This is a genomic window from Rhodococcus sp. NPDC080181 (assembly GCF_040702225.1).
Classification (GTDB): Bacteria; Actinomycetota; Actinomycetes; order Mycobacteriales; family Mycobacteriaceae; genus Rhodococcoides; species Rhodococcoides fascians.
The window spans coordinates 37,488-53,228 of record NZ_JBFBKN010000021.1 but is presented as its reverse complement, the minus strand read 5'-3'; the positions used below and the strand labels follow the sequence as shown (position 1 = coordinate 53,228).

General features: G+C 65.1%; 16 protein-coding genes. 5 read left to right on the top strand and 11 right to left on the bottom strand.

Annotated features, from left to right (window positions below; translation table 11 throughout):
• Positions 1–45: 45 nt before the first annotated feature.
• The 4 genes from AB0O58_RS20970 to AB0O58_RS20955 all read right to left on the bottom strand — a co-directional run bounded on the left by AB0O58_RS20970 (position 46) and on the right by AB0O58_RS20955 (position 4,666).
• A complete protein-coding gene (locus tag AB0O58_RS20970) occupies positions 46–534 on the bottom strand; it encodes an FBP domain-containing protein (RefSeq protein ID WP_032399231.1) in 489 nt (162 codons plus the stop codon).
• Positions 531–1,103: a TetR/AcrR family transcriptional regulator gene (locus tag AB0O58_RS20965; protein ID WP_027495667.1), complete on the bottom strand. Its 573-nt coding sequence runs from the start codon at positions 1,101–1,103 to the stop codon at positions 531–533. The genes AB0O58_RS20970 and AB0O58_RS20965 overlap by 4 nt, the downstream gene beginning before the upstream one ends.
• Before the next feature lie 69 nt (positions 1,104–1,172).
• On the bottom strand, positions 1,173–2,921 hold the full coding sequence (locus tag AB0O58_RS20960; protein ID WP_032399230.1) for an ABC transporter ATP-binding protein: 1,749 nt from the start codon (positions 2,919–2,921) through the stop codon (positions 1,173–1,175).
• Positions 2,918–4,666 carry an ABC transporter ATP-binding protein gene (locus tag AB0O58_RS20955; RefSeq protein WP_206497696.1) on the bottom strand — a complete coding sequence of 583 codons (1,749 nt, stop codon included), beginning with the start codon at positions 4,664–4,666 and terminating at the stop codon, positions 2,918–2,920. Before AB0O58_RS20955 ends, AB0O58_RS20960 begins: the two co-directional genes overlap by 4 nt.
• A gap of 105 nt (positions 4,667–4,771) precedes the next feature.
• On the opposite strand from AB0O58_RS20955, the gene AB0O58_RS20950 reads away from it, so the two are divergent.
• The 3 genes from AB0O58_RS20950 to rsgA all read left to right on the top strand — a co-directional run bounded on the left by AB0O58_RS20950 (position 4,772) and on the right by rsgA (position 7,613).
• Entirely contained in the window at positions 4,772–4,945 is a 174-nt protein-coding gene (locus AB0O58_RS20950; RefSeq protein ID WP_008710019.1) for a hypothetical protein, read from the top strand.
• Positions 4,946–4,997: 52 nt separating this feature from the next.
• Entirely contained in the window at positions 4,998–6,446 is a 1,449-nt protein-coding gene (locus AB0O58_RS20945) for a trehalose-6-phosphate synthase (RefSeq protein ID WP_027495664.1), read from the top strand.
• A 141-nt stretch (positions 6,447–6,587) separates the two neighbouring features.
• Positions 6,588–7,613 carry a ribosome small subunit-dependent GTPase A gene (gene rsgA, locus AB0O58_RS20940; protein ID WP_032399229.1) on the top strand — a complete coding sequence of 342 codons (1,026 nt, stop codon included), beginning with the start codon at positions 6,588–6,590 and terminating at the stop codon, positions 7,611–7,613.
• Between the two features lies 1 nt (position 7,614).
• Here the strand turns inward: rsgA and AB0O58_RS20935 are convergent, their stop codons facing one another.
• Positions 7,615–7,845 (bottom strand): hypothetical protein, encoded by a 231-nt coding sequence (locus AB0O58_RS20935; protein WP_027495662.1) that lies wholly within the window; start codon positions 7,843–7,845, stop codon positions 7,615–7,617.
• Positions 7,846–8,003: 158 nt separating this feature from the next.
• Between AB0O58_RS20935 and AB0O58_RS20930 the strand changes: the two genes are divergently transcribed.
• Positions 8,004–9,419, top strand: a complete 1,416-nt coding sequence (locus AB0O58_RS20930; protein ID WP_366238726.1) for an MFS transporter — start codon at positions 8,004–8,006, stop codon at positions 9,417–9,419.
• A complete protein-coding gene (locus AB0O58_RS20925) occupies positions 9,416–9,817 on the top strand; it encodes a MarR family winged helix-turn-helix transcriptional regulator (RefSeq protein WP_283542455.1) in 402 nt (133 codons plus the stop codon). The genes AB0O58_RS20930 and AB0O58_RS20925 overlap by 4 nt, the downstream gene beginning before the upstream one ends.
• Before the next feature lie 29 nt (positions 9,818–9,846).
• Here AB0O58_RS20925 and AB0O58_RS20920 read toward each other — a convergent pair whose 3' ends face one another.
• From AB0O58_RS20920 to AB0O58_RS20895, 6 genes are all read right to left on the bottom strand, one after another.
• On the bottom strand, positions 9,847–10,593 hold the full coding sequence (locus tag AB0O58_RS20920) for an FAD-binding oxidoreductase (RefSeq protein WP_283551065.1): 747 nt from the start codon (positions 10,591–10,593) through the stop codon (positions 9,847–9,849).
• A 184-nt stretch (positions 10,594–10,777) separates the two neighbouring features.
• Positions 10,778–11,194 carry a helix-turn-helix domain-containing protein gene (locus AB0O58_RS20915; RefSeq protein WP_045841157.1) on the bottom strand — a complete coding sequence of 139 codons (417 nt, stop codon included), beginning with the start codon at positions 11,192–11,194 and terminating at the stop codon, positions 10,778–10,780.
• Positions 11,194–12,369, bottom strand: coding sequence for a molecular chaperone DnaJ (gene dnaJ / locus AB0O58_RS20910; RefSeq protein ID WP_366238725.1), 1,176 nt, complete (start codon positions 12,367–12,369; stop codon positions 11,194–11,196). The genes AB0O58_RS20915 and dnaJ overlap by 1 nt, the downstream gene beginning before the upstream one ends.
• Before the next feature lie 31 nt (positions 12,370–12,400).
• Positions 12,401–13,060: a nucleotide exchange factor GrpE gene (gene grpE, locus AB0O58_RS20905; protein ID WP_027495656.1), complete on the bottom strand. Its 660-nt coding sequence runs from the start codon at positions 13,058–13,060 to the stop codon at positions 12,401–12,403.
• Positions 13,057–14,901, bottom strand: a complete 1,845-nt coding sequence (gene dnaK, locus AB0O58_RS20900; protein WP_027495655.1) for a molecular chaperone DnaK — start codon at positions 14,899–14,901, stop codon at positions 13,057–13,059. Before dnaK ends, grpE begins: the two co-directional genes overlap by 4 nt.
• Before the next feature lie 337 nt (positions 14,902–15,238).
• A complete protein-coding gene (locus AB0O58_RS20895) occupies positions 15,239–15,739 on the bottom strand; it encodes a hypothetical protein (protein ID WP_032366878.1) in 501 nt (166 codons plus the stop codon).
• Positions 15,740–15,741: the final 2 nt, after the last annotated feature.

The window sequence follows — 15,741 nt, the reverse complement described above, 5'->3', positions numbered from 1 at the left end:
TACCTCTGAGGGCGCACAACGCGCACGACGGGAGCGGAGCGACGATCAGCCGAGAATACGAGCGAGGAATGCGTCGATGTTCTCCCTCACCGTCGCCGTGCGGGTGTCGACGTCGAAGTCCTCCTTGAACTGTCGTCCCAGGGCCGGTGTTTTCTTCTTGCGTGCGTACAGAGAACACGCGAGATCCGAGCAGATGTAGGTACCGACGGTGTTGCCGCGTCGCCCGGACTCCCCTGCCTTCGCAGCGGCCATCAGCGACACACCGCCGTTGGCGTGGGTGGTGAGACAGATGCTGCACATCTGCGCAGTCCGCGGTCCACCCGCCTTGTATCGCAACGCAATTGCACGGAGTCGATCTTCCTGCGGTACGACGATGTAGCTTCGTCCCGCCAGCTTCGGGTCGCCCCAGCCGAGGAAATCGAGATCCTCCCACGGCACTTCGTCGAACATATCGGGGAGGGAAAACCGAGTGGCGTCACCCTTGGACGAGTTGACGAACGACGATCTGATGTCGCGTTCGGAGATCGGCTTCATTGTTCCTGCCTCCATTGCCGTAGGAGTGTGTCGATTCCGTCGAGGATTCGGGCCCACGACTCTTGCGAGTCGGGCGCACTGTGAGCGAACGAGCCGGCCGCTTCGAGGCTGGCGAAACCGTGAAAGACGCTGCCCAACAATCGAACAGCGTGCACCTGGTCGACCTCGCTCAGGTGATACCCACGGAGGATCGCCTTCATCATCGCCGAGTGCCGCACCCCGGCACTGTTGATCGCCGTCTCGTGGTCGAGAGGAAATTGGGTCGCCGCGTATCGGCCGGGATGTTCGCGCGAATAGACCAGGTACGCGTCGGCCACTGCCACCAACGCGTCCTTGCCTGCCCTGCCTGCCAACGCTTCTGCTACCCGGTCGGCCAGTTCTTCCAACGCCAGCAGAGCGATGCCGACATTGAGCTGATGCGCGCTCTTCAGATGCGAATAAAGACTCGCCACTTTGACGTCGAAGCGTCGCGCCAACTCACTGGCAGTCACGCGATCGAAGCCGACCTCGTCGGCCAGATCCGCTCCTGCTGCCACGATGCGCTGCGCGGTCAATCCTGCGCGTGCCATGTCGGCCTCCTCCATCTTCCGAGGACACCGTAGCCAAAACTAATAGCTATAGGCAAATTGCTATAGCAATCAGCGACCCTGCCACGCCTCCCACAGCTCTGCGTAACGCCCACCGGCAGCGACCAACTCGTCGTGCGGACCTTGCTCGACGATTTTCCCGTGCTCGAGCACAACGACGCGGTCGGCGGCAGCGGCCTGGGTGAGGCGATGCGCCACGACCAATGTGCTGCGGCCTCTCGTCGCCGCCTCCGCAGCCAGTTCGAGCTCACGGGCACCGGAGCTGCCGGCCTCGGCGGTGGCCTCGTCCAGTACCGCGACAGCCGGATCGGCGAGAACGAGCCGCGCCAGAGCCAATTGCTGCGACTGCGCCGCGGTCAACTGGTGACCACCCTCGCCGACGGCGGTGTCGAGGCCGTTCTCGAGCGCCTCGACCCATCCCCAGGCACCGACGGTCCGCAGTGCGGCTTCCACGTCGTCGCGGCCGGCGTCCGGTGCCGCGAGCAACACGTCGTCGATCAGAGGGCCGGCGAAGACGTGCACTTCCTGGCTGACGATCGCGACATGCCGGCGTAAACCCTGGTGGCCCAACGAGTCCAGCGACGCGCCGCCGACACGAACCGTGCCCGACGTCGACGCCATGGACCCGGCCGCAATGGCCGCGATCGTCGACTTCCCGGCACCGGTGGATCCCACGAGCGCGACCGTCTCACCTGCGTCGACACGCAGGTCGACACCGTGCAGTACTTCGTGACCCCCGTCGTACGAGTGGCGCAGGTCGACGACATCGAGGGTGGCGTCGGCAGGCACGGAACCGTCGCCCACCGGCCGCTCGTCGGGGATGTCGACAACGCCGACTAATCGGGCCAGAGACGCTCCGGCAGACTGGATGTCGTCGAACGTGAAGAGCAGGGTGCCGATCGGATTGAACAGGCGATGGAACAGCAGCGCCGCAGCCGTGGTCTCACCGACGGTCACGTAATCGCCTCGTACGAGCAGGAATCCGGCCAGCAGGATCACCGACAGACCGACACATTCGGCGCGGTTACTGCGTGAGCCGAAACGGGTGAACAGGCGGAAGACGTCGACGCCGATGTCGCGGGCTTTCGCCGACGCTCGATCCACCTCACCGAGGTGCTCTGCTTCGAGTCCGTAGGCGCGCACAGTCTTTGCGCCCTGCATGCTGCTGACGAAGGACTGCGCCCGCTCGCCCATAGCGACTCGTTCGGCCGCGTACAGCGGAGCCGATCGGGGCAGATACCAGCGCAGCGCGAGCACGTACATCGGCAATGCCACCAGACCGGCAAGCCCCAGACGCCAGTCGATTCCGAGCATCGTGATCATGCTCAGGCACACCAGCAGGAATGCTCCGACGAGCTGGGGAATCACTTCGCCGATCGACTTGGCCATCACTGCGACGTCGTCGCCGACGCGGGAGAGCAAGTCGCCCTTGCCCACTCGCTCCAGCGTGGCCACCGGCAGGCGGAGAGCGCGTCGCACGACGGCCTCACGCAGCGACGCCAGGATGCCCTCGCCGAGGGTACTGATCAGGTAGCCGCTGAAACCGGTGACGACACCGCCGATGACCGCTGCCACCGCGATCACGACGACGACCCCCACGATGGTCGACGAGTCGGCCCCGTCGCGGACGCGGTCGACCAGGACGCCGAGCACATAGACCGGCACAAGTGACATCGCCGCGGCCACTGCGCCGAGGAGCAGCGTCACCGCGGTACGGAGTTTGCGCAGGCGCAGCTGTTCCAACAGCCATCGGCCCGACCGGGCACCGGTGGCGATGGGAAGAAGTTCGGGGGCGGTCATCGCAGCACCGTCTCCTTGTACTGCGCGTCCGAGGACGCGAGATCGTGGTGGGTTCCTTCGGCGACGACGCGGCCGTCGTCGACGACGAGCACGCGATGCGTCACCGACAGCAGCGCAGGGCTGGTGGTGATCAGGATCGTGGTCTGCGCGGCGCTGCCGGTGTGTCGCAGCTCGGCGATACCGCGCGCGATCGTGTGCTCGGTGACGGCGTCGACCGCGGTGGTGGGGTCGTGCAGCACCAGCACCGGGGCGTCGACCGACAGGGCCCGCGCCAACGCGACCCGTTGACGTTGGCCGCCGGAGAGGCTGGCACCGCGGTCGGTGACGGCGTGGTCGAGTCCGGCTTCGTGCAGTTCGACGACGTCGGTGGCCGCGGATGCCTCGAGCACGCGGGCGAGTTCGGCGTCGGGCTGCGCGCGACCTGCGGTGACGTTGCTGCGAACGGTGCCGGCGAACAGGTCGGTGATGTGCGGCTCGACGAGCACGGTCTCGCGGGCGCGTCGGAGATCGATGTCCCCTGTTGCGATGCCGCCGATCCGTACCGTTCCGGTGTAGTCGGACTCGGAGATCTGACCGGAGAGCACCTGGGCGAGTGCCTCACCGTCCTGCGGCCGGTAGGCGACGATCCCGAGCATCTCGCCGGGTGCAGCAGAGAAGGTGAGGCCGTCGAGCGAACGGAACCCGACCTCGTCGACGGTGAGATCGGTACCCGAGGGCACAGCGGAATCCGATTGCGGCAGAACGTGGTCGGCACCGAGTACGAGTGCGAGCCGGTCGGCAGAGCCACGCACCATCGCCACCACGCCAGGGACCTTGGACAACCCGGTCAGCGGTTCGATGACGAATTGCGAGAGCCCGATGACGGTGATCAACTCGCCGACCGAAATGCGACCCTGCAACGCGAACCAGCCTGCGGTACCGGCGATTCCGACGGCGAGCAACGCGTTGACCGCCGCCGCCAGGCCCTGATAGACGTTGTTGGCGCGGGCCAACCTCAGCGTGGCCGCCAGTGCCGTTCGGCTCGACGTCACGAACCGCTGGGTCGCGGCGTCCTCTGCTCCGATTCCGCGCAGCGGACGCACTCCACTGACCAGATCGGTGGCCATTCCCGATACCCCGGCGATCTCGGCCTGCTGTGCGGTGGCCGCGCGGGTGAGCAACGGGGCGAGACGCTGGAGCGCAATCAGAATCACCGGAGTACCGATCACGACGGCCAGGCCGAGAGGAATGTCGATGATCAGCAATGCCACCGCCGACGCCACCACCGCCACTGCCGACGCGAAGACTCGCGCGATCAGATCGAGAATCCACGATTCCTTCTCGGCATCGGACGTCGAAACCGTCAGCAATTCCCCGGCCGATAGATCGGTGCGCAGTCCGCGTGGGTCGAGAACGCGGCCGGCGACCTCCACCCGCACATCGTGGGCCTCACGCTCGATGGCGACGACGATGATGCGGGCACCGATGCGCCAGGCGTAGGACAGTGTGACGAACAGAGCCGCGAGACCGACCAACGAGACGATCATCGCCGTTACGTCGCCGGTGTCGATCGCCCGCGACACGATCAGACCGATCGCGACCGGAACCATCGTTTCGCACAGTTGATGCACCCCGAACAGCAGGGACGAGACGATCAAGCGGGTGCGACGACGTCGTACGGTGCGGCGCAGAATCGCGCCACCGGTGGCCGGGAAAGGTGCCTCCACCACGTTTCGAGCATGGTGAAGCGAGACAGAATCGGTCATTCGCTGCAGCCTATGGCATCGGGAAGTGGCGATGGGGTGTCACATTTACATAGAGTTGGCACCAGCGAACACCGAGTAAGTCCAGCAGAGAGTACGGAGATCACCATGCCTGCCAAGACATCGACCGACAACGACATCGCCGACGAAGACATCGTCCCACTCGAGTACGAGACCGCCAGTCAGGCCCAGCGCGTCGTCGCCGCCTATGCGACCGATGCAGACGAGTGCCGCATGTTGTTGTCGATGCTGGGTATAGACCCCGTAGCGAAGACCGACTGACAGGTTTTCGCAGGGCTGATTACCCAGGCATCAACAAGCGGATTGGACAGTTGTGGCTGACGCCTCGCAGGGTTCGGATTTCGTCGTCGTAGCCAACAGGTTGCCGGTCGATCTGGAGACACTTCCCGACGGAAGCACGCGATGGAAGCGCAGCCCCGGCGGGCTGGTCACCGCGCTCGAGCCCATCCTGCGCGCCAACAAGGGTGCCTGGGTGGGATGGGTCGGCGTATCCGACGTCGACGTGGAGCCGTTCGTCGAGGACGACCTGCACCTGCGTCCGGTGCCGATCAGCGAGAAGGAATACACCCAGTACTACGAGGGCTTCTCCAACGCCACGCTGTGGCCGCTGTACCACGACGTCATCGTCAAGCCCGAGTACGACCGCGACTGGTGGAACGCCTACGTCGAAGTCAACCGCCGCTTCGCGGAGAAGACGTCCGAGGCAGCCGCGCAGGGTGCGACGGTGTGGATTCAGGACTACCAGCTCCAGCTGGTGCCCAAGATGCTCAGGATGCTGCGGCCAGATCTGACCATCGGCTTCTTTCTGCACATCCCGTTCCCGCCGATCGAGCTGTTCATGCAGATGCCGTGGCGCACCGAGATCGTCGAAGGACTGCTCGGTGCCGACCTGATCGGTTTCCATCTGTCCGGCGGCGCGCAGAACTTCCTCTACCTTGCCCGACGCCTCGCCGGGGGAACCACCTCACGCGGAACCGTCGGTGTGCGGTCCAAGCTCGGCGTCGTCCAGGTGGGGTTCCGGACCGTACGCGTCGGAGCGTTCCCGATCTCCATCGACTCCGGTGACCTCGACACCAAGTCGCGCACGAAAGCCGTCCGAGACCGCGCCAAGCAGTTGCGCAAAGACCTGGGCAATCCGAAACGGATCATGCTCGGCGTCGACCGACTGGATTACACCAAGGGAATCGACGTCAGGCTCAACGCATTTCGAGAGTTGCTCGAAGAAGGCCGAGTCGATCCGGCCGAAAACGTCATCGTGCAATTGGCGACGCCCAGCCGTGAACGCGTCGAGAGCTATGTCGCCATGCGCGGCGAGATCGAGCAGCAGGTGGGACGCATCAACGGCGAGTACGGCCAGGTGGGCCACCCGGTGGTCCACTACCTGCACCGTCCCATTCCCCGCGAGGACCTGCTTGCCTACTTCGTCGCTGCCGACGTCATGCTGGTCACTCCCCTACGCGACGGCATGAACCTCGTCGCCAAGGAGTACGTGGCCTGCCGCAGCGACCTCGGTGGCGCGCTGGTTCTCAGCGAATTCACCGGTGCTGCTGCAGAATTGCGCCAGGCGTACCTGTGCAACCCCCATGATCTGGACAGCGTGAAGGACGCCATCACCGGAGCGCTCGAACAGGAACCCGAGGCAGGTAAGCGTCACATGCGAGCCATGCGTCGGCAGGTTCTCGCCCATGACGTCGACCGTTGGGCTCGATCGTTCCTGTCCGCTCTGGCACAACCGGCCGAGGGCACCAACCTCGTCAGATAAATCGCTTTACCCCCACCGTCGACGGCTGCTAGTTTGCCGTCGACGGTTTTGTGCATGCGAGAAGTGAGGAGGTGGGCATCGTGGCCACCTGGACGAGAACACACCCGAGCCCTCACACCTCCTCCACGAAGGACTTCTCGCATGTCTTCTCTACTCGAATACGGACTCGACCAACACTGGCGTGACGAGTTCGAACAGCATTCTCACAGCGCAGTTCTCGCCCGCGTGGTTCGCGTCGACCGCGGTGAATTCGACGCCGTCACCGAGCACGGAATAGTACGCGGCACCGGTACCGCTACCTGCACCGGCGACTGGGTCGCACTCCGGCCACTCACCGGCCGGAACCACGGGCTCGTTGCCGTCCTCCCCCGCCGAACGGCCATAGTTCGCGCCAGTGCCGGATCGATTTCGGCCGCACAGGTTCTCGGAGCCAACGTCGATACCGTCGTGGTCACTGTCGCGTCGGACACGGCCCTCGACCTCGGCCGCGTCGAGCGCTACCTCACGCTGGCGTGGGGCAGCGGCGGCGTACCCGTCGTCGCGATCACGAAGACCGACAGCGGATGCGTCACCGAAGAGTCGGTACTGGCCGCCGCGCCGGGTGTCACCGTCTGTAGCACCAGCGCGGTGTCGGCCGATGGAATCGACTCGCTGACAGCGCATCTGCACGGCACGGTCGCGCTCATCGGGCCGTCGGGATCGGGTAAATCGACTCTCGGCAATGCTCTGCTCGGAACCACCGCGTTCGCCACCGGCACCACTCGCGAGGCGGACGCCAAAGGCAGACACACGACGGTGCGTCGGGAATTGATTCCGGTACCACGGCTGGGACTGACCCTGCTCGATACTCCCGGATTGAGATCGGTGGGCGTACAAGGATCGGAAGACGCAGTGGCGAACGCTTTTTCGGATATCGACGAGCTGGCCGCACTGTGCCGTTTCGGCGACTGCGCGCACGCACACGAGCCCGGTTGCGCCGTTCTCGCCGCCGTCGAGGCAGGCGAACTCACCGAACGCCGGCTGGGTAACTACCGAAAGCTGTTGCGGGAGAACGCCTGGACAACGTCGCGCCACGATGCGCGGGCGCGCAGCGAGAAGTTGAGGGAATACAAGCAGATGACCAAGTCGCTACGGCAGAAGTACGCAGCCGACGGTGGGCGGCGCTAGGTCAGCTCTCGTCGAACAGCGAGGGGCTCTCGGACTCCGCCTCTTCCAGCGGAGCCGAGCCCTCGCGCGGCGACGCCTTGCGCACCACCTCGACCGTCGTCGTACGGACCGACAGCCGATGCCCGTCGTGATGCTCGAGCAACGCCAACCCTTGACGAATCTCGAGCACCTTCCACGGGCCTGCATGCCCGGACGCCTGAACCAGGTCGCCTGGTGCGATCTCGGAAGCCACTGTTGTTCTCCATTCACCGAGCAGGTATCGGGGGTCGAGCAAGTCTGTGACACACACCCTATCGGGCGCCGACCAGCCCGACGCCACTTGCTCGTCGAACAAGTTAGGAGTACTCATGTAATAGTTGTAGATATACAAGCAAATATGCGGAGGTGCACGTGGCCGAGCTGACTCGACGACACCGATATCTCGTGCTCGGGATCTGCTGCCTCAGCCTGTTTCTCGTCAGCACCGACAACACGATCGTCAACGTCGCGCTGCCGTCGATGCGCGCAGATCTGGATGCATCGGTATCGGGTCTGCAATGGATCATCGATGCATACACGCTGGTCGTGGCATCTCTGCTGATGCTCGGTGGCTCGATGGCCGACAAGTACGGCCGCAAACGCTTCTTCCTGATCGGCACCGGAACGTTCGTGCTCGGCTCGCTGCTGTGCAGCGTCGCACCGTCGCTGGGCTGGCTCATCGCCTTCCGGATGCTGCAGGCCGTCGGCGGCTCGATGATGAATCCCGTCGCGATGTCGATCATCACCAACACCTTCACCGACCCCAAAGAGCGCGCCGGCGCGATCGGCATGTGGGGTGCCGTCGTCGGAATCTCGATGTCCGCGGGACCGGCACTCGGCGGCGTGCTCGTCACCAGCGCCGGCTGGCAGTCCATCTTCTGGATCAACGTCCCCGTCGGGATCTTCGCTTTGGCGATGACACTGAAGTTCGTCCCGGAATCCAAGGCCGAGCACGCGCGGAAGTTCGATCCGGTAGGTCAGTTCCTCATCTTCGCGTTCCTCGCGTCCCTGGTCTTCACCATCATCGAAGGTCCCGCGAAGGGCTGGGGATCACCGCTGATCGTGTTCACGGGTGCCGTCGCGATCGGCTCTCTCGTCGGGCTGCTGGTGGTCGAATCGCGAATCGAGGAACCGCTGATCCAGCTGAAGTTCTTCCGCAGTGCACCGTTCAGTGGCGCTACGGTGATCGCCGTGTGCGCGTTCGCGTCCCTCGGCGGGTTCCTGTTCCTCAACACGCTGTACCTGCAGGACGTTCGCGGCTACTCACCACTGCACGCCGGTCTCTACACTCTGCCGATGGCACTGATGACGCTGATTTTCGCGCCGATATCGGGACGCATCGTCGGCAGCCTCGGGGCTCGCATCCCCCTGCTCGTGGCCGGCCTCGGCTTCGTGATCTCGGCGCTGATGCTCACCAGAACGACGCCGACGACGTCCTTCACATGGCTGGCGACGGCATACGTGATCTTCGGAATCTCCTTCGGCATGGTCAACGCCCCGATCACCAACACCGCAGTGTCCGGGATGCCGCGCAGCCAAGCCGGCGTGGCCTCGGCTATCGCGTCGACCAGCAGGCAGGTGGGTCAGTCGCTCGGTGTGGCCGTCATGGGATCGATCGTCACCGCGAGCATCGTCGGAGAAATCTCCGACGGCTTCACTGCCGCCGCCGTGCCCGCCTGGTTCGTCATCGCCGGTGCAGGCGTGGTCGTCACCGTGCTCGCGCTGGTCACCACCGGCCGGTGGGCACGATCAACCGCCGAACGTATCGACCAACCGGTGCTCGTATGACGAGCGAAGCAGCGCAGATCTGGCGCGAGATGCGAGCGCTGATGCTCGAAGTACACGACACTCGACGGGCCGTCGCCGAGGCCACCGGGATGAGCTTCCTGCGGGCGAAACTGCTGATCAAGCTGTTGGCCGGCGATCGGACGGTCACCGAACTCGCCGACCTGCTCGCCTCCGACGTGCCCTACGTATCTCTGAACGTGCGCGAACTCGAACAGCGAGACCTGGTGGTGCGCACAGAAGACCCCCACGATCGTCGACGACGCATCATCGGACTCACCGACACCGGACGCCGCCTCGCCGACAAAGCCCGCGCGATCGCCGACGCCCCTCCGCCGGAATTCACGGCACTACCGCCGGAAGACCTGGCGCATCTGCGTCGAATACTGCGACTGCCCTGATGTGGTGGGGCGGCGGTTCTGCTTCGGCTTCAGCGGCGAATGTCTGGGAGCGGAGTTCCGATCTCGACGAGGGCGCGCACGGTCGCGGCCTCCATGCCGGGTGAACCACACACCAGGATCTGACGGTCGGGGAACGGCCCCTGCACCGCGACGACGTCGGCGATAGCACCCTCCCAGCAGTGCTCCGGCTCGAAAAATGATGTGCTGGAACCAATTTCCTCGTGAATGCGATCGTTCCAGCGGTCCGAGGCCCACGGCTCGTGCAGCTGATCGACGACGGGAACGACGGTCAGCCACGGCAACTCGGCCGCCATCAACCACAGCATGTCGCTTGCATAGAGATCGCGCGGCGACTTGCCGCCGAAGAACAGCGTCACATTCGGCGGCCGCTCCCAGCGGGTGAGATCGAGCAGAATCGCGCGCAACGGAGCGAGACCGGTACCGCCCGCGATCATGACGACGTCGCGGCCCGAGTCGTCGACGTGCAGACCGCCCTGCGGATCGCTGATCTGCCAGACATGACCGGGCCGGGTCTCGTTGACGATCGACCCGCTCACCCACCCCGCGGGTACCGCGCGCACATGGAATTCGAGCTTTCCGTCCAGCGACGGCGGCAGGGCGGGCGAATATCGCCGCGTCAGAGCAGTGTTCTGAGGAACTGTCACGGACACCGATTGCCCGGCCCTGAACGGGATCGCGTCGCCCTCGAGCCTGATCACCGCGAGGTCGTTCCGAAGGCGATGGTACTGAACGACTGTCGAATTCCACGCCTGCATGCGCACCAGGATAGGGGTCGATGCCGGGTGTCTCGCAAACGCGCGCGAGGTTCGCCACTGCTGCCCGGCTCGCCAGCGCAAACGCGCGCGCGTTTGCTGAACGCGCGCGGAATAGTGACCGAATCACTGGCAAATCTGCGCGCACCTGACAAACGCGCGCGCGTTTGCGGGGAAGGCGGCGAACCTAGCGCTGGTGCTTCGGCTTCCAGACCACCAGGGCGTTGCGTTGGATCGGCACCAAGTCGCGGCGATAGCTCGCGTGCACGTTCGCGACCTCCTGCGCCAGTTCCGAGACCCGGGCCTGCAGGGCCTCGACCTGGTTGGTGAGCTCGATGATGCGCTTGATCCCGGCGAGGTTGACGCCCTCGTCCTGCGAGAGTCGCTGCACCTCACGGAGCAGTGCGACGTCCCGCGGTGTGTAGCGTCGACCTCCGCCGGTGGTGCGGTGCGGGATGACCAGGCCCAGTCGGTCGTAGGTGCGCAGCGTCTGCGCATGCATGCCGGCCAGCTGAGCCGCGACGGAGATCACGAAGATCTGCGCGTCGGGATCACCTTGTGCCCCACCGGCTTTCGCGGAACCACCCTCGGGAGGGACCGACATCACACACCTGCCCACCCGGCCCGCGGGTCGAATCCGCTGGCCTTCTCGGCTTCCAGATAGGTCTTCAGAGCGTCGGTAGCAGCATCGTCGAGTTTCTGCGGGACGGCAACTTTGACGGTCACCATCAGGTCGCCTGCGCCGGACTTCTTCGGGATGCCGCGTCCACGCACCCGTAGCACTCGGCCGTCGACGGTGCCCGGTGGCACCTTGACGCCGACACGTCCTTCGAGGGTGGGCACCGACAGTGTGGTGCCGAGGACCAGTTCGCCGTAGCTGACCGGCACGGTCACCGTGAGGTCGTCGCCGGTGCGGCCGAAGACCTTGTCGGGCTTGACTCGAACGGTGACGAACAGGTCGCCGGACGGTGCTCCGCGGAGCCCGGCCTCGCCTTGGCCTGCGAGTCGTACTTTCTGGCCGTCGCTGATGCCTGCGGGTACTCGCACGGTGATGGTGCGGGTGCGGTTCTGCACTCCGGTGCCGCGGCAGTCGACACACGGGTCGTCGATGATGGATCCGGTACCGCGGCAGTCGTCGCAGGGCTCGCTGAAGCCGAACGCGCCTTGGTTTCGGTTGACGACGCCCTGGCCGTTGCACTTGGGGCAGACCCGCGGGCTGGTTCCGGGCTTCGCACCGCTGCCGTGGCACGTGGTGCACGAGGACGGACTGGTCAACCGCAACGGGACCGTCACGCCCAGCGCTGCCTCACGAAACTGAAGTGAGGTCTCGGTCTCGACATCGCTGCCGCGTCGGGGACGGTTGCTCTGCGGGCGCTGGGCTGCGCCGCGATTGAACAGGCCACCGAAGAGGTCGCCGATGCCGCCGTCGCCGCCACCGCCTTGGCCGAAGATGTCACCGACATCGAACGTCTGGCCACCACCGCCGAATCCGCCTGCGCCGGGCGAGAATCCGCCTCCACCGCGACTACCGAAGCCACCGGACGCGAACAGCCTCCTGGCCTCGTCGTATTCCTTGCGTTTGGCCGGGTCGGCGAGTACGGCATGCGCCTCGCTGACCGCCTTGAACTTGTTCTCGGCCGCGGCGTTGCCGGGATTGGCGTCGGGATGGTTGTCCCGCGCCAACTTTCGGTACGCCTTCTTGATCTCTTCTGCAGTAGCGCTGGAGGAAACGCCCAGCTCCTTGTAGAAGTCCTTCTCGATCCACTCCCGCTGGCTCACCGGGCGTTTCCTCCTCTCGCGCTATTTCTTTTTACTGCTCGTCGGACGCGGGTGCGTCCGATTCTTCTGTTGCCGTGCCCTCGGAAGCACTGTCGACCACACCGACCATCGCGGTACGCAGCACGCGCTCGCCGAGCTTGTAGCCCGGACGCATCAGCGTGCCAACGACCGGATTGCTGCCGTCGCCCTCATGGGAGACGGCCTCGTGGATGGCCGGGTCGAAGGCGTCGCCCTCGGCCCCGAAGGTGCTCAGACCGATGTTCGAGAACACCCCCGCCAACTTGTCCGCCACGGACTTGAGCGGTCCGGTTTCGAGATCGCCGTGCTGGCGAGCTCGCTCCAGATCGTCGAGGACGGGGAGCAGCTGGGACACGACGGACGCTTTCGCGTTCTCCGCTCCCGTCTGCTTCTCCCGATCCGTGCGGCGACGGTAGTTGGCGTACTCGGCCGACACGCGCTGCAAATCGGCAGTGAGTTCGGCGACCTGAGTGTCGCGCGGATCTTCTGTGTCCTCCGCCTCGACCACGATCTCGCCTGTCCCTTCGTCCACCGAGCCGGGCTGGGGCGCAGTACCGGTGCCCGCGAGGGGCTCCGGAACTGCGTCACCTTCCCGTACTTCACCGGTCTCGGGATCGATCTTCCGCTTGTCCACGAAAGTGACCGGTTCTTGCTCGGAGTTACCCGACGTCACTTCTTGTCCGTGTCGTCGGCGGGCTCGTCGACAACCTCTGCGTCGACTACACCGTCGTCAGCGGCCTGCGCGCCACCCTCTGCGCCGCCCTGCTCCTTGGCCTGAGCCTCGTAGATGGCGGTGCCGAGAGCCTGCGACTCGCTCGACAGCTTCTCCACGGCGGTCTTCACTGCCGAGATGTCGCTGCCCGCGAGTGCCGTCTTGGCGTCGGCGATGGCGGTTTCGACGCGGCCCTTGAGCTCGGCGTCGACCTTGTCCTCGTTGTCCTTGACGAACTTCTCCGTCTGGTGGACGAGGGACTCGGCCTGGTTGCGGACCTCGGCCTCTTCGCGACGAGCCTTGTCCTCGTCTGCGTGAGCTTCGGCGTCGGCGACCATGCGGTCGATCTCTTCCTTGGACAGACCGGAGCCGTCCTGGATCTTGATCGTGTTCTCCTTGCCGGTGCCCTTGTCCTTGGCCGTGACGTGCACGATGCCGTTGGCGTCGATGTCGAAGGTGACCTCGATCTGGGGGACGCCGCGCGGAGCCGGGGGCAGATCCGTCAACTCGAACGAGCCGAGGAGCTTGTTGTGCGAGGCGATCTCGCGCTCACCCTGGAAGACCTGGATCTGCACCGAGGGCTGATTGTCGTCAGCGGTGGTGAAGGTCTCGGATCGCTTCGTCGGGATGGTGGTGTTGCGCTCGATGAGCTTGGTCATGACACCACCCTTGGTTTCGATACCGAGGGACAGCGGCGTGACGTCGAGGAGCAGAACGTCCTTGACCTCACCCTTGAGCACACCGGCCTGCAGTGCAGCACCGACGGCCACGACCTCGTCCGGGTTGACGCCCTTGTTGGGCTCGCGTCCACCGGAGAGTTCCTTGACCAGCTCGGAGACTGCGGGCATACGCGTCGAACCACCGACGAGCACGACGTGGTCGATGTCCTTGACGGCGATGCCGGAGTCCTTGACCACTGCCTGGAACGGCGCACGGGTGCGGTCGAGCAGGTCGGAGGTGATCTTCTGGAACTCCGAGCGGCTGAGCTGCTCGTCGAGGAAGAGCGGGTTCTTGTCCGCGTCGACCGTGATGTACGGAAGGTTGATCGAGGTGCTCTGCCCGGAGGACAGTTCGATCTTCGCCTTCTCGGCAGCCTCACGCAGACGCTGCAGGGCCATCTTGTCCTTGGTCAGATCGATGCCGTTCTGAGCCTTGAACTTGTCGACGAGCCAGGTCACGATGCGCTCGTCCCAGTCGTCGCCACCGAGGTGGTTGTCGCCGGACGTCGCGCGGACCTCGACGACGCCGTCGCCGATTTCGAGCAGCGAGACGTCGAACGTGCCGCCACCGAGGTCGAACACGAGAATGGTCTGCTCGCTGTCGCCCTTGTCCAGGCCGTATGCGAGAGCTGCCGCGGTGGGCTCGTTGACGATGCGCAGGACGTTGAGGCCGGCGATCTGGCCGGCTTCCTTCGTGGCCTGACGCTGTGCGTCCTCGAAGTACGCGGGAACGGTGATGACCGCGTCGGTGATTTCCTCACCCAGGTAGGCCTCGGCGTCGCGCTTGAGCTTCTGCAGCGTGCGCGCGGAGATTTCCTGAGGGGTGTACTTCTTACCGTCGATCTCCACGGTCCAGTCCGTGCCGACGTGGCGCTTCACGGAACGAATCGTGCGGTCGACGTTGGTGACCGCCTGGTTCTTCGCGGGCTGGCCGACCAGCACTTCACCGTTTTTGGCGAAAGCGACGATCGACGGGGTGGTGCGTGATCCCTCGGAGTTGGCGACGACAACCGGTTCGCCGCCCTCGAGGACGGACACGACCGAGTTGGTGGTCCCGAGGTCGATACCGACCGCACGAGCCATAATGTTTCCTCCTGTTGTTGCGTGGGTTCCAGTCCCTGGGTGAGCGAACTCCGCTCAAGTTTGCACAACGCGATCTATCGCGTCAACTTCCAACTTGAGCCTCATCCACTCAAGGCTGCTGACCTGCACAACGGAGGGTGTGGCGAATTTGTTCCCGAGGGAGCGGCTGCGCCGCATGTGAGTAGGAGTGGAGCCTGCGGAACGACCCAGGTGAGTGAAAACTCGACCCCTGCTACGAAGTTCCACGCACATGGGGCGAAGCCCCTCCACAGCAGTACGCCGCGACGATCGGATGGATCGTCGCGGCGCAGCGGGAGAGAAAGTACGGAACGAAAATTTACTCGGCAGGCTCGGTGGCGGGTGCGGGGATGCAGCTGTAGCTGAGCAGTCCGCCGGTGATGTTGTTCATGAAGTCGGCATCGAGTGCGCTGGCGAAGGCAGCTGCGCCGGCGGGGCGAGCGACCCATTCGCGATCGGCCGACGGCACGGTGTACGTCATTGCCTCGCCTGCCTTGATGGTCTTCTCGGTGTTCTGACCCTGCAGACCCGGCAGTGCGCCGTAGTTGACGTTGACGTTCGACGCGTCGTCGGCACCCTTGTTCTCGACCTTGACCTGCAGTGCGACGACGCCGCCCTCGGGGGCCTTCTCGACTGCGGTGTCGCAGACAGTGGCCATCGAGACCACCAGGTCGGGGCTTTCCAGAACTGCGGAGCCGAGGGGCATCGCGGGCTCGGTCTCGGGCTCGGCCGAGGCCATGGGTACGAGGACGACCGCACCGATGCCGGCGGCCAGGGCGGCCGTCGAGGCCAGGATCGATGTGCGGGCAAGACGTCGCATGG